Origin of the sequence: Pseudonocardia sp. 73-21 (assembly GCF_001899645.1) — a bacterium.
In the GTDB taxonomy this organism is placed as follows: Bacteria; Actinomycetota; Actinomycetes; order Mycobacteriales; family Pseudonocardiaceae; genus Pseudonocardia.
On record NZ_MKVV01000057.1, the window covers coordinates 69688 to 82455 of the forward strand.

Sequence of the window (12768 nt, forward strand, 5' to 3'; positions counted from 1 at the left end):
GGGTGCCCGACGGCACGTTCCTCGAACCGGCGACATGCTCCGCGCCGTGCTTGACAGCGGCCGCTCAGAGGCGTTCGGCCCGCAGCGCCGAGCGCCGGATCTTGCCCGTGTCGTCGCGCAGCGGGTGATCGACACGCTCGAACGTGGCCGGCACCTTGGTGCCGGTGAGCCGGGCCCGGACGTGGGCCCGCAGCTCCTCGTCGGAGGCGTCGCCGTCGAGCTGGACGATCGCGTGCACGCGGGCCCCGAGATCGTCGTCGGGCAGGCCGACCACGCACGACGACAGCACCCGCGGGTGTTCCGACAGTGCCGCCTCGACCTCCGCGGGATACACGTTCGACCCGCCCACGAGGATCAGGTCCGAGCGCCGGTCGGCCAGGTACACGTAGCCGTCCGCGTCGATGTGTCCCATGTCACCGATGGACTCCCAGCCGTCGCGGGAGCGGGCCTCCGCGCCGACGTAGTGGTAGGGCGTGGTGTCGGGCGGCGGGCGCATCCAGATCTCACCGATCTCGCCCGGAGCCACGGGCTGCCCGTCCTCGTCGAGGACGCGCATCTCGCCCGACGTCGGGCGCCCGACCGATCCCGGCCGCTCCAGCCACTCCACCCCGTCGATCATGCAGACGGCCTGCGACTCCGTGCCCGCGTAGAGCTCGACGATCCGTTCCGGCCCCAGCCAGTCGATCCACGCGCGCTTGACGGGCTCCGGACACGGGGCGCCTACGTGCAGCAGCGTGCGGACGCCGGACAGGTCCGCCGCCTCGCGCACCTCGGCGGGCAGCCGCAGGATGCGGCCCATCAGGGTGGGGACGGCGTAGAACCAGGCGACGCGGTGACGCACGACGGCCTCGAGCACCCGCGCCCCGTCGAAGTGGTCGAGCACGAGGAGTGTGCACCCGCGCAGCAGCGCGATCAGCGAGAACATGAAGGGAGCGTTGTGGTAGAGCGGCGCGGTCACGGCGAACACGTCGCCCGGCCCGCCGATGCGCAGGCGTTCCGCCCGGCTGGTCACCGACGACAGCCAGCCCGCGTTGCCCGCCACGATGATCTTCGGACGCCCGGTGCTGCCGCCCGACGTCGGGGCCTTCCAGCTCGGGGGCACGACGGGCGGCAGGGGATCGGCCGACAGCGTCTCGTCAGGGGCCCAGTCGGCGGGCAGCCACGACCGTCCGGCGGCCTCGGTGCCCACCACCAGCGACGAGTCGGCGAGCTCGACGATCGCCGCGAGCTCGGCGGGCGGCAGCTTCGCCGACACCGGCTGCGGGATCGCGCCGAGCTTCCACGCCGCGACGACGGCGATGTAGAAGGCGGCCCCGTTGGGCAGGCCGATCGTGACCATCGAGCCCTCGGTGACGCCGAGCGCGGCGAACTGCCGGGCGGCGCGGCTGGACGCGGCCGCGAGCTCCGCGCGCGTGACCGTGCGGTCGGGGCAGATCAGGGCGGGGGCGTCCGGATCGGCCGCGGCCAGCAGGTCGATGCCGGTGCCGACCGGCACGTCGTCGTCGGGTGATGGCACGCCTGTCCGTCCTAGGATCGTCGTGTGATCTACGAGATTCGTGAGTACACCACGGTGCCCGGCCGGATGCCCGCCCTCGTGAAGCGCTTCAGGGACCACACGCTGCCGATCTTCGCCCGGATGGGGATGGAGGTCACCTTCATGTCCGTCACCGAGCTGGGCGGCGACTCCAACAACGAGCTCGTCTACGTCATGAAGTTCGACTCCTACGAGGACATGGCAGGGAAGTGGGCGGCGTTCCAGGCCGACCCGCAGTGGCGCGCGGCCCGCAAGGCCAGCGAGGAGGACGGCCCGATCGTCGCGAGGATCAGCCGCCGCGTGCTCAACCCGGGACCCTTCGCATGACATGGGTGGAGCTCCAGGGCGTCGACAACGTGCGCGACGTCGGCGGCCTGCCCCTGCGCGACGGCGGTGCCACGCGCTCCGGTGTGCTGCTGCGCAGCGGGTCGCTGCACCACGTCACGCCCGAGGACGTGCAGCACCTGGTGGAGGAGTTCGGGCTGACGCTGGTGCTCGATCTCCGCACGCCGACGGAGATCGACCGGGACGGTCCGACCGCCGTCGCGGCAGCGGGCGTCGAGACCGTGGCGCTGAACTTCATCGGCGTGAGCCGGGAGTACCTGCCCGAGACCGGTGACGACACCGATCCGCTGCTGCGCAACTACCTCGGCTACCTCGCCGACCACCCCGGCAACGTCGTGACGGCGGTGCGCCGCCTGGCGGCGGAGAACGCCGGCCCGGCGCTCGTGCACTGCGCCGCGGGCAAGGACCGGACCGGCACGCTCGTGGCGCTGGTGCTCGACGCCGTCGGGGTCGAGCGCGACGCCGTGGTGGCCGACTACGTGCGGTCGTCGGAGCAGATCGAGGCGATGTTCCGGCGCTGGACCGCGGCCTCGGGCGCCCCGATGCCCTCGGCGGAGGAGCTCGCGCCGCACCACCCCCGGGGTGAGGTCATGGTGGCGGTGCTCGACCGCCTCGACGCCGGGCACGGCGGTGCGGCGGGCTGGCTGCGCGCCCACGGCCTGACCGACGAGGAGCTGGACCACCTCCGCGCCCGCTTCACCGCATGACCGTCAGGGGAGTTCCTCGATCGCCACCGCCGTGTCCAGCTTGCGGAGGGCGCCCGGGTCGCCGGTGACCGCGGGCCAGCCGCGGCGCCGCGCGCTCGCCGCCACCTGGCCCGCCGCGATGTCGTCGCCGCCCGACGCCGCCATCAGCAGGCCGGACTCCTGCGCGGACGCCGGGCTCAGGTCGTCGATCACGGTGTTGGGCAGGTCCAGCAGCACCTGCAGGGCCGCGTGGTGCTCGGGTTCCAGCAGGGCCCAGGCGCGGCCCAGCGCGGCGCTCGGCACCGCCAGCACGATGTTCTCCTCGACCGCGGCCCAGACCAGGGCCCGCATGTAGACGGGCCGGCCGACGGCGAAGGCGGCGAGTGCGGTGCTGTCGAGGACGCGTCCGCCGATGCCGCTCACACGCCCGCCCGCGGCAGCAGTGACCGCCTCGCCTGCGCCAGCTCGTCGGGTGGGGGCGGGCCGCCGTACAGGTCCGCCAGCACCGCCAGGGAGCGCTCGCGCATCTGCCGCGCGCCCATCGCCTCGGCGATGTACGCGGCCAGGCTCGTGGACGCCCCGCGCGTCACCGCCTCGCGAGCCTCGGCCAGGAGGTCGGCCGGCAGGCTCACCGTCACCCGCTCCGTACGCATCTGCCGAGCGTACCCGCTGGTCACCCGCGGTCAGATGGGTGATGGGAGGCGCAGGTTACCCACCGGTATGCCAAGGTGGGGGCATGGACCTGACCTACACCGCAGCCGAGGAGGAGTTCCGCAGCGAGTTGCGGTCCTGGCTGCAGGCCAACATCCCCGACGAGTGGCAGCGCCCGAACTTCTGGGAGTCCCTCGACGACGACGAGAGCTTCCGTCTGCGCCGCGACTGGGAGCGCGACAAGGCGCTCGCCGGGTTCGCCGGCATCCAGTGGCCCACCGAGTTCGGCGGCCGCGGCGGCACCCCCGGCATGAAGGCGATCTACGACGTCGAGATGGTGCTGGCCAACGCGCCGCGGTCGGTCAACCCGCTGGGCCTGACGTTCCTCGCGCCCACCGTCATGGCGATCGGCACCGAGCAGCAGAAGAAGGACATCATCGGCCCCCTGCTGCGCAGCGAGGTGATCTGGTGCCAGGGCTTCTCCGAGCCCGGCGCGGGGTCCGACCTCGCGGCGCTGTCCACCAAGGGCGTCCGCGACGGCGACGACTTCGTGGTCAACGGCCAGAAGGTGTGGACCACCAACGCCGTCCACGGCGACAAGATCTTCACGATGGTCCGCACCACGCCGGGCAGCGAGAAGCACCGCGGCATCTCGATGCTGCTCATCGACATGCACCAGGACGGCGTCGACGCCCGCCCGCTCAAGCAGATGAGCGGCGCGAGCGAGTTCGGCGAGGTCTTCTTCGACGACGCGCGCGTGCCCGCCACCGACGTCCTCGGCGCGGTGGACGACGGCTGGCGCACGGCGATGCTGCTGCTCTCGTTCGAGCGCGGTGCGTCGGGCATCTCGCAGTACACCGAGTTCCGCCGCCAGTACGACGAGGTCGTCGCCGTGGCGAAGAAGCTGGGCCGCGACAAGGACCCGGTGATCCGCGGCAAGCTCGCCCGCGTGCTCACCGACCTCGAGTGCCTGCGCCTGCACGCCATGCACGTCCAGACCGAGGTGGAGCTGGGCCACGACCTCGGGTTCGAGGCCTCGATGACCAAGCTGATCTGGTCGGAGCCGAGCCAGGACCTCTGGGAGGTCTTCGACGACATCCTCGGCGAGGACGCCACGCTCTCCGAGCTCAGCCTCGATTCTGGTGGGAGCGAGGACATCACCGCGCTGCACGCGCAGGCGATGTGGTCCCGGTCGGTCACGATCTGGGGCGGGTCCTCGCAGGTCCAGCGCAACGTCACCGCCGAGCGCGTGCTCGGCCTGCCCCGATAAGGAGGGACCACCATGTTCTTCGCACTCACCGACGACCAGCGCGAGTTCGACGGCGCGGTCCGCTCCTACCTGTCGGAGCGCTTCGACCTCGCCGCCGTGCGTGAGGTCTTCGAGGACGTCTCCGGCGACGGACACCCCGCCTCGCTGTGGAAGGCCGCAGCCGATCAGGGCTGGCTCGCCGTCACCGTCCCGGAGGACCAGGAGGGACTGGGCCTGGGGCTCGTCGAGGCACAGGTCATCGCCCGGGCGCTGGGCGCCGGCGCGGCCCCCGGCCCGTGGCGCGGCACCGTCCTGGCCGCCGAGGCGGTCCGCCTGGCCGGCTCCGACGAGCAGAAGGCGGCCTGGCTGCCCCGGCTCGCGACGGGCGACGCCGTCGGCGCGTTCACGCTGCGCGGTTCGGCCCCCGGCACGCTGACGGCCGTCGAGTACGGCGGCGTGGCCGACGTGGTCGTGGCCCGTTCCGCGGACGGCCTGGTGCTGGTCACCGGCGCCACCGCCACCCCGCAGGGCTCCTACGACGGCACCACCCGGCTCGCGTCGGTGGAGGCCGGCGCGGGCGAGGCGCTCCCGGGCGCCACGGCGGAGGTGATCGCGGAGCTGGAGGCGCGGGCCACCGTGCTCGTCGCCGCCGACCTGGCCGGCATCGCCCGTGAGGCCGTCTCCCGCACGGTGGCCTACGACAAGGAGCGCTCCCAGTTCGGCGTGCCCGTGGGCTCGTTCCAGGCGATCAAGCACGCGCTGGCCGACCTGCACGTGGCCGTCACGCTGGCCGAGCACGCGGTGCTCTACGCGTCCTACGCGGTGGACGCGAAGCTCGACGGGGCCGACCTGGCCGTCGCGGTGGCCAAGGCCAAGGCGGGCGACGCGGCCGTCGCGGCGACGGCCGCGATGATCCAGTACCACGGCGGCATCGGCTACACCTGGGAGCACGAGGCGCACTTCTTCTACAAGCGCGCCAAGCGGCTGGCCGGGCAGTACGGCGACGCCGACGCCCAGCGCGAGAAGATCGCGACGCTGACGATCTAGCAGCGGTCTCGTCGACGGGTTCGACGTGCTCGACGGGGTGAGCGTCGGTCGAGGAGGACAGATGATCATCCGATCGGGTGTGGTCGGCCCACTCTGGACAACACACGGCCACTGTGGATCCTGCGAAACGGACGTTCGGGTGGCACGGTAGGGGTATGCCGCCCGCACGTGCCACTCCCGTGAACGCCACCGCCGCCGCGCTTCTCGGGCTCCTCCACGCCGGACCCATGACCGGCGGGCAGCTGGTGGCCGCGGCGGGGGAGCGGTTCGGGTCGTTCTTCGCCGTCACCCGCAGCCAGGTCTACCGGGAGCTGCCGGTGCTCGCCGAGGCCGGGTTGCTCAAGCTCGGGAAGGTCGGGGCGCGGGCGTCGCAGCAGTACGCGATCACCGCCGCGGGCCGGCGGTCGTTCAAGGCGTGGCTGGCGGACGACGGCGGCGTCGACGCGGTGCGCAGCCCCCTGGTGCTGCGGATCCTGCACGCCGGGACGCTGACGGCGAAGCAGCGCGCACAGCTGGTGGGGGCCAGCCGTGAGGCCTACGCGGAGCGGCTCGTCGCGGCGAGGGCGGCGGCCCGTGGCGAGGGCGACCCGTACAAGAAGGCGGTGGCCGACTTCGTCGTCGCGCACCTGCGGGCCATGCTCAAGCTGCTGGACGCGATCCCGGGGGAGTGAGCACGCCCGCGTACCCTGGACTGTTGTGAACCCCGACGCCGCGGCCGACCTGAAAGAGCTCACCACCACCCTGGAGAGCATCGAGGCGGTCACCGACCTGCCCAAGCTGCGTGCGGAGATCGAGGACCTCTCCGGTCAGGCGGGCCAGCCCGACCTGTGGGACGACACCGAGGCCGCGCAGAAGGTCACCAGCCGGCTCGCGCACGCCACCGGGGACCTGCGCCGGCTCGAGGAGCTGCGCCGCCGCCTCGAGGACCTGCCGGTGCTCTACGAGCTGGCCGAGGACGAGGGCGACGAGGGCGCGATCGCCGACGCCGACGCCGAGCGCGCCAAGCTCCGCTCCGACATCTCCTCGCTGGAGGTGCGCACGCTGCTGTCGGGCGAGTACGACCAGCGCGAGGCCCTGGTGACCATCCGGTCCGAGGCGGGCGGCATCGACGCGGCCGACTTCGCCGAGATGCTGCTGCGCATGTACCTGCGCTGGGCCGAGCGCCACGGCTACCCCACCGACGTCTACGACACCTCCTACGCGGAGGAGGCGGGCATCAAGTCGGCCACCTTCGCCGTCCACGCGCCCTACGCCTACGGCACGCTCTCGGTGGAACAGGGCACGCACCGGCTCGTGCGCATCTCGCCGTTCGACAACCAGGCCCGCCGCCAGACGTCGTTCGCGGGCGTCGAGGTAGCGCCGGTCGTCGAGACCACCGACCACGTCGAGATCGACGAGAAGGAGCTGCGCGTCGACGTCTACCGCTCGTCGGGGCCGGGTGGACAGGGCGTCAACACCACCGACTCCGCGGTGCGGCTCACCCACCTGCCCACCGGCATCGTCGTCTCCTGCCAGAACGAGCGCAGCCAGATCCAGAACAAGGCCTCCGCGATGGTGGTGCTCGCGGCCAAGCTGCTCGCGCGTCGTCAGCAGGAGGAGCGGGCGCTCATGGACTCGCTCAAGGACACCGGCTCGTCGTGGGGCAACCAGATGCGCTCCTACGTGCTGCACCCGTACCAGATGGTGAAGGACCTGCGCACCGAGTACGAGGTGGGCAACCCGTCCGCGGTGCTGGACGGCGACATCGACGGCTTCATCGAGGCCGGCATCCGCTGGCGCCGCAACCAGGCCACCGAGAGCTGACCGGTAGGGGTTCGTCGCCGAAGGGGCGGGTCGGATAACGGGTCGGTCCCGCCCCGGCGGTAGCGTCACGCACCGTGATCCGCCTCGAACGCGTCACCAAGCTCTACAAGACCTCCACACGCCCCGCGCTGGACCGGGTCTCGGTGAACGTCGACAAGGGGGAGTTCGTCTTCCTCATCGGACCCTCGGGCTCGGGGAAGTCGACGTTCCTCCGGCTGCTGCTGCGCGAGGACGTGCCCACCCGCGGCAACATCTTCGTCTCCGACCTCAACGTGGCCAAACTGCCGCGACGGCGGGTGCCGCGGCTGCGCCAGCGCATCGGCTGCGTGTTCCAGGACTTCCGGCTGCTGCCCAACAAGACCGTCGGCGGCAACGTCGCGTTCGCGCTCGAGGTGATCGGCAAGCAGCCGTCCACGATCAAGAAGGTCGTGCCCGAGGTGCTCGACCTCGTCGGGCTGCAGGGCAAGGCCGACCGCCTCCCGCACGAGCTCTCCGGCGGTGAGCAGCAGCGCGTGGCCATCGCGCGGGCGTTCGTGAACCGGCCGTTGGTGCTGCTGGCCGACGAGCCCACGGGCAACCTCGACCCCGACACCAGCCAGGACATCATGCTGCTGCTGGAGCGGATCAACCGCACGGGCACCACCGTCGTCATGGCCACGCACGACCACTCCATCGTCGACTCGATGCGCCGGCGCGTCGTCGAGCTCGACCTCGGGCAGGTCGTCCGCGACGAGTCCCGCGGGGTGTACGGGGTGGGGCGCTAGATGAGGCGCGACGACGTGCTTGCTCCCGGGGAGGCGTCATGAGATCCGACTTCGTCGTCCGCGAGGTCCTCACCGGGCTGCGCCGCAACGTCACCATGACCATCGCGATGGTGCTGACCACGGCCATCTCGCTGGGCCTGGTGGGCACCGGCCTGCTGGCCGTGCGCACCATCGACCGCACCGAGCAGCTCTACAGCGACCGCGTCGAGATCCAGGTGGCGCTCACCTCGGACGTGTCCGCGGCCGACCAGGACTGCAGCCAGCCCGTCTGCGCGAGCCTCAAGACGATCCTCCAGAACTCCCCGCTCGTGGCGTCGGTGAGCTACGAGAACCAGCAGGCCGCCTACGAGCGCTACAAGCAGCTGTTCGCGGGCCAGTCGCTGGCCGACGTGGTGCGCCCGCAGTCACTGCCGGCCACGCTGCGCGTCAAGCTCGCCGACCAGGCGGCCGGCGCCGCGGCGGTCAAGGAGGCCATGACCGGCAAGGTCGGCGTCCGCAACATCATCGACCAGCGCGACGTGGTGGCGAAGCTGTTCGACTTCCTCGGCGGCGTCCGCAACGTGACGTTCGCGCTCGCGCTGGTGCAGGCCGTCGCGGCCCTGCTGCTGATCTCCAACACCGTGCAGGTCTCGGCGTTCACCCGCCGCACCGAGGTGGGCGTCATGCGGCTGGTGGGGGCCACGCGCTGGTACACGCAGCTGCCGTTCCTCATCGAGGCCGTGGTCACCGGCGTGATCGGCGCGCTGATCGCGTCGGGCGGGCTGCTGGCCGGGAAGTTCCTGTTCATCGACTCGCTGCTCTCGGGCATCGTGTCCAACGGCGTCGTGCCGCCGATCCAGGTGGCCGACATCCTCTGGGTCTCGCCGTTCCTGCTGATGATCGGCGCGGGCATCGCCGCCATCACCGGCTACGTCACGCTGCGTCTCTACGTGCGGTTGTAGTCCCCGCGTAGGCTGGACAGGTGGTCAAGGAAAAGGGGCGCAAGGTCATCGCGCAGAACCGGAAGGCGCGGCACGACTACACGGTGCTCGACACCTACGAGGCCGGCGTCGCACTGATGGGCACCGAGGTGAAGAGCCTGCGACTGGGCCGGGCGTCGCTGATCGACGCGTTCGCCACCGTCGACGACGGCGAGGTGTGGCTGCGCAACCTGCACATCGCCGAGTACACGCAGGGCAGCTGGACCAACCACGAGCCGCGCCGCACCCGCAAGCTGCTGCTGCACCGCGAGGAGATCGAGCGGCTGATCGGCAAGATCCGCGAGGGCGGGCTGACGCTGGTGCCACTGTCGCTGTACTTCAACGAGGGCAAGGTCAAGTGCGAGCTCGCGCTGGCCAAGGGCAAGAAGTCCTACGACAAGCGCACCGACCTGGCCAAGCGCGACGCCGACCGCGAGATCCAGAGGGCGTACGGCCGGGCGGCCAAGGGGCGCGTGCGGGAGATGCGGTGAGCGAGCCCGCGAGCGAACCATCGGCACTGACGGTTCCCGCTCCCCCGGAGAGCGACGACGACGTCCCCCGCTTCCTCGCCGACCTCGGTCTGCCCGGCATCGTCGACGTCCACGTGCACTTCCTGCCCGAGCGCGTGCTGGCCAAGGTCTGGGCCTACTTCGACGAGGCCGAGACGCACTACGGCCGCGCCTGGCCGATCCGGTACCGCACGCCCGAGGCCGACCGCGTCGCCACGCTGGAGAAGCTGGGCGTGCAGGCCTTCGCGCCGCTGGTGTACCCGCACAAGCCGGACATGGGCCGATGGCTCACCGAGTGGGTCACCGACTTCGCGGCCCGCACACCGGGCGCGGTCCCGACGGCCACGCTCTACCCCGAGCCCGACGTCGCCGACTATCTCGGCGCCGCGGTCGAGGCCGGCGCGCGGGCGGTCAAGGTGCATGTGCAGGTGGGCGGCTTCGACCCGCGCGACCCCCTGCTGCGCCCGGCGTGGGGCCTGCTGGCCGACGCCGGGGTGCCGTCGATCGTCCACTGCGGCCACGGGCCGATTCCCGGCTCGCACACCGGCCTCGACGTGTTCGCCGAGGTGCTCGCCGAGCACCCGACGTTGCCGGTGGTGCTCGCCCACGCCGGCATGCCCGACTTCGACGGCGCGCTGGACCTGGTGCGCCGCTACGCAGGCGTCCACATCGACACGACGATGGTCGGCACGCCCTACAGCCTGCAGATGGCGCCGCTGCCCGACGACTGGGCGGCGCAGCTCGTCGACGTGCCCGGTCGTGTGGTGTTCGGCTCCGACTTCCCGAACATCCCCTACCCCTACGTCGAGCAGGTGCGGGCCGTGGCCGGCTGGGCCGCGGCCGACGACCGGCTCGGTGAGGACTTCCTGCGCTCGGTGCTGCACGACGCGCCCGCGCGCCTGCTGCGGCTCGCGTCGGAATAATCCGGCTTGCCCGCGGCGTTATGCTGTACGGACGCCTGCACGGTGCGGGCCAATGGGGGTGAACGGTTTCGACTCTGGCCGTCGATCAAGGGGAAGCGTGTCGAGGAAGGCGACGATGAGCTCGTTAACCATCCGTCGCAAAACAATAAGTGCCGCTAATAAGCAGCACGCGAAGTCTGATTTCGCCCTCGCGGCCTGATCTGACTTCGCTGTCGGCCCGGGGGCGTCCCCGCTCCGGTCGCCGGCATCAGCTAGGGGACTCACCTGTCCGCCCGGTCACGGGGTGGGCAGGGACAGCAAACAGTGACTGGGATCGTCACACCGTCTCGTTCGCATGAACGGTGGATCCGAGTAGAGGCATAGCGGACTGCACACGGAGAAGCCCTTGTGAAGCGACAGAGGACCCGGGTTCGATTCCCGGCACCTCCACCGTTGACGGCAGCCCCGTCGGCCACCCGGCCGGCGGGGCTGCCGTTGTCTGTACGGTCGCGATCGTGAGTGATGAGAAGCGGACCCACGACGTGGTCGTCTACGGCGCCACCGGCTACGTCGGCGCGCTGGTGGCGGCCTACCTGGCCGAACACGCGCCCGCGGACGTGCGGATCGCGCTGGCCGGCCGGTCGGCGGCCAAGCTGGAGACGACGCGCCGGGAGCTCCCGGAGCGGGGCCGGTCGTGGCCGCTGATCGTGGCCGACGCCACCGACGAGGCGTCCCTCGAGGCGCTGGTGACCAGCACGCGGGTGCTCGTCACGACGGTCGGGCCCTACGCCCGCTACGGTCTGCCCGTCGTCGGGGCCTGCGCCCGGGCCGGCACCCACTACTGCGACCTGACCGGCGAGGTCCTCTTCGTCCGCGACGCGATGGAGCTGGTCGACAAGACCGCCCGCGACACCGGTGCGCGGATCGTGCACTCGTGCGGCTACGACTCGATCCCGTCCGACCTCGGGGTCTTCCTGTGCCACCAGCAGGCCGCCGCCGACGACGCCGGTGAGCTGACCGCCGTCGGGCTCGTCGCCACGGCCAGGGGCGGGTTCAGCGGCGGGACGATCGACTCGATGCGGGCCCAGATGGAGGCCGTCGGGGCCGATCCGGCCCTGCGGCGGGTGGTGACCGACCCGTACGCGCTGAGCCCGGACCGCACGGCCGAGTCCACGCAGGCCCAGCCGGCCGACGCCCCGCTACCGGGCCGGCGCGGCTCGCGCGGCATGTGGACCGCGCCGTTCGTCATGGCGTCCTACAACACGCGGATCGTGCGGCGCAGCAACGCGCTGCAGGACTGGGCCTACGGGCGGACACTGCGCTACCAGGAGGTCATGGGCACCGGACGGGGCCCGGCCGGTGCGGTGGCGGCCGCGGGCGTGACGGCGGGGCTCGGCCTGGCGCTCGCCGGGATGAGCTTCGGCCCCACCCGCTCGGTGCTCGATCGTGTGCTGCCCGCCCCGGGCACCGGACCGACGCCGGAGGAGCGGGAGAAGGGCTGGTTCCGCATGGACCTCGATGCCGCGACGACGAGCGGGCGCCGCTACCGCGCGGTCGTCTCCGGCCCCGGGGACCCCGGCTACGCGGCCACCGCCGTCATGCTCGGTGAGAGCGCGCTGTGCCTGGCGCTGGACGGCGACCGCCTGCCCGCCCGGGCCGGGTCGCTCACGCCCGCCTCGGCGATGGGGGAGGCGCTGATCGACCGGCTCCGTGTGGCGGGGCACACCTACACGGTCTCGCCCGCGTAGACGGGCGCACCGCCGAATCCGATGCAGCGACCACCACCGCGCCCGCGTCGAGCAGGCGGCGGGCGGCCCCGGCATCGACGGTCGGGGTGGAGGTTCCGGACGACGTCGTGGACGGTGACGTCGCCGCGGCGCAGGACCTCCCGCAGGGCCCTCACAGGCGCGCGGACGCACAGGGTGCGCGCGGACCCGTCTGGCCCGAGCCGGGACCGGGAGAAGGAGGTCGGGACGACGCAGCCACGCTCTGCACATCACCACGAGTCCCACCCGCCGGCCTGATCATTGCGCAGTGGTTCAGGCGGCAACCGGAATCAGTGAGCGCTCGGGTCCTGGGTGAGGTCGTGGCGAGGCCGAGAGCTGGATGACCCGCACGCCCCGGCGCGGCAGGGAGCTCGACGAGGCCCTGTTGGCCGAGCAGCCGCAACGCCTCGCGCAGCGACGCCCGGCTGATCCCGAGACGGCGGGTGAGCTGCTCCTCGACGAGCCGTTCCCCGGGGATCAGCGCACCACTGAGGATCTCGCTGCGCAGCCGCCGCACCGCGGGATCGACGAGCCCGTTCGGTGGTGACCTCGG

15 protein-coding genes and 1 other RNA gene are annotated in these 12768 nt (G+C 72.1%); 12 read left to right on the forward strand and 4 right to left on the reverse strand.

All coding sequences use genetic code 11. The features are described 5' to 3' along the window. Positions 1 to 64: 64 nt before the first annotated feature. Positions 65 to 1516: an AMP-binding protein gene (locus tag BGP03_RS18405; RefSeq protein ID WP_296371691.1), complete on the reverse strand. Its 1452-nt coding sequence runs from the start codon at positions 1514 to 1516 to the stop codon at positions 65 to 67. A gap of 24 nt (positions 1517 to 1540) precedes the next feature. Between BGP03_RS18405 and BGP03_RS18410 the strand changes: the two genes are divergently transcribed. Next, complete coding sequence (locus BGP03_RS18410; protein ID WP_296371693.1) at positions 1541 to 1861, forward strand: NIPSNAP family protein; 321 nt, start codon at positions 1541 to 1543, stop codon at positions 1859 to 1861. Further along, positions 1858 to 2586 (forward strand): tyrosine-protein phosphatase, encoded by a 729-nt coding sequence (locus tag BGP03_RS18415; RefSeq protein WP_298795559.1) that lies wholly within the window; start codon positions 1858 to 1860, stop codon positions 2584 to 2586. The genes BGP03_RS18410 and BGP03_RS18415 overlap by 4 nt, the downstream gene beginning before the upstream one ends. Before the next feature lie 3 nt (positions 2587 to 2589). Here BGP03_RS18415 and BGP03_RS18420 read toward each other — a convergent pair whose 3' ends face one another. Both BGP03_RS18420 and BGP03_RS18425 read right to left on the reverse strand, forming a co-directional pair. Continuing rightward, complete coding sequence (locus BGP03_RS18420) at positions 2590 to 2988, reverse strand: hypothetical protein (RefSeq protein ID WP_296371696.1); 399 nt, start codon at positions 2986 to 2988, stop codon at positions 2590 to 2592. After that, complete coding sequence (locus BGP03_RS18425) at positions 2985 to 3218, reverse strand: hypothetical protein (protein ID WP_296371698.1); 234 nt, start codon at positions 3216 to 3218, stop codon at positions 2985 to 2987. Before BGP03_RS18425 ends, BGP03_RS18420 begins: the two co-directional genes overlap by 4 nt. An 83-nt stretch (positions 3219 to 3301) precedes the next feature. On the opposite strand from BGP03_RS18425, the gene BGP03_RS18430 reads away from it, so the two are divergent. The 10 genes from BGP03_RS18430 to BGP03_RS18475 all read left to right on the forward strand — a co-directional run bounded on the left by BGP03_RS18430 (position 3302) and on the right by BGP03_RS18475 (position 12197). Next, complete coding sequence (locus tag BGP03_RS18430) at positions 3302 to 4486, forward strand: acyl-CoA dehydrogenase family protein (protein WP_296371700.1); 1185 nt, start codon at positions 3302 to 3304, stop codon at positions 4484 to 4486. Between the two features lie 12 nt (positions 4487 to 4498). After that, positions 4499 to 5512, forward strand: coding sequence for an acyl-CoA dehydrogenase family protein (locus tag BGP03_RS18435; protein WP_296371702.1), 1014 nt, complete (start codon positions 4499 to 4501; stop codon positions 5510 to 5512). Positions 5513 to 5667: 155 nt separating this feature from the next. Next, positions 5668 to 6183 (forward strand): helix-turn-helix transcriptional regulator, encoded by a 516-nt coding sequence (locus BGP03_RS18440; RefSeq protein ID WP_296371704.1) that lies wholly within the window; start codon positions 5668 to 5670, stop codon positions 6181 to 6183. A gap of 25 nt (positions 6184 to 6208) precedes the next feature. Further along, positions 6209 to 7315, forward strand: a complete 1107-nt coding sequence (prfB, locus tag BGP03_RS18445) for a peptide chain release factor 2 (RefSeq protein WP_296371705.1) — start codon at positions 6209 to 6211, stop codon at positions 7313 to 7315. Between the two features lie 74 nt (positions 7316 to 7389). Beyond that, positions 7390 to 8079, forward strand: a complete 690-nt coding sequence (gene ftsE / locus BGP03_RS18450) for a cell division ATP-binding protein FtsE (protein ID WP_296371708.1) — start codon at positions 7390 to 7392, stop codon at positions 8077 to 8079. A gap of 38 nt (positions 8080 to 8117) precedes the next feature. Then, positions 8118 to 9020, forward strand: a complete 903-nt coding sequence (ftsX, locus tag BGP03_RS18455) for a permease-like cell division protein FtsX (protein ID WP_296371710.1) — start codon at positions 8118 to 8120, stop codon at positions 9018 to 9020. A 20-nt stretch (positions 9021 to 9040) separates the two neighbouring features. After that, positions 9041 to 9529 (forward strand): SsrA-binding protein SmpB, encoded by a 489-nt coding sequence (smpB, locus tag BGP03_RS18460; protein WP_296371711.1) that lies wholly within the window; start codon positions 9041 to 9043, stop codon positions 9527 to 9529. After that, a complete protein-coding gene (locus tag BGP03_RS18465; RefSeq protein WP_296371713.1) occupies positions 9526 to 10470 on the forward strand; it encodes an amidohydrolase family protein in 945 nt (314 codons plus the stop codon). The genes smpB and BGP03_RS18465 overlap by 4 nt, the downstream gene beginning before the upstream one ends. A gap of 54 nt (positions 10471 to 10524) precedes the next feature. Continuing rightward, positions 10525 to 10902: a transfer-messenger RNA gene (gene ssrA, locus BGP03_RS18470) on the forward strand. Positions 10903 to 10964: 62 nt separating this feature from the next. Then, a complete protein-coding gene (locus tag BGP03_RS18475; RefSeq protein ID WP_298795558.1) occupies positions 10965 to 12197 on the forward strand; it encodes a saccharopine dehydrogenase NADP-binding domain-containing protein in 1233 nt (410 codons plus the stop codon). A 151-nt stretch (positions 12198 to 12348) separates the two neighbouring features. Here the strand turns inward: BGP03_RS18475 and BGP03_RS18480 are convergent, their stop codons facing one another. Next, complete coding sequence (locus BGP03_RS18480; RefSeq protein ID WP_296371716.1) at positions 12349 to 12732, reverse strand: GntR family transcriptional regulator; 384 nt, start codon at positions 12730 to 12732, stop codon at positions 12349 to 12351. Positions 12733 to 12768: the final 36 nt, after the last annotated feature.

Coding starts and splice junctions, on each gene's coding strand:
- ftsX (WP_296371710.1), top strand. CDS start 8,118: ATGAGATCCGACTTCGTCGTCCGCGAGGTCCTCACCGGGCTGCGCCGC.
- BGP03_RS18430 (WP_296371700.1), top strand. CDS start 3,302: ATGGACCTGACCTACACCGCAGCCGAGGAGGAGTTCCGCAGCGAGTTG.
- BGP03_RS18415 (WP_298795559.1), top strand. CDS start 1,858: ATGACATGGGTGGAGCTCCAGGGCGTCGACAACGTGCGCGACGTCGGC.
- BGP03_RS18425 (WP_296371698.1), bottom strand. CDS start 3,218: ATGCGTACGGAGCGGGTGACGGTGAGCCTGCCGGCCGACCTCCTGGCC.
- BGP03_RS18440 (WP_296371704.1), top strand. CDS start 5,668: ATGCCGCCCGCACGTGCCACTCCCGTGAACGCCACCGCCGCCGCGCTT.
- BGP03_RS18435 (WP_296371702.1), top strand. CDS start 4,499: ATGTTCTTCGCACTCACCGACGACCAGCGCGAGTTCGACGGCGCGGTC.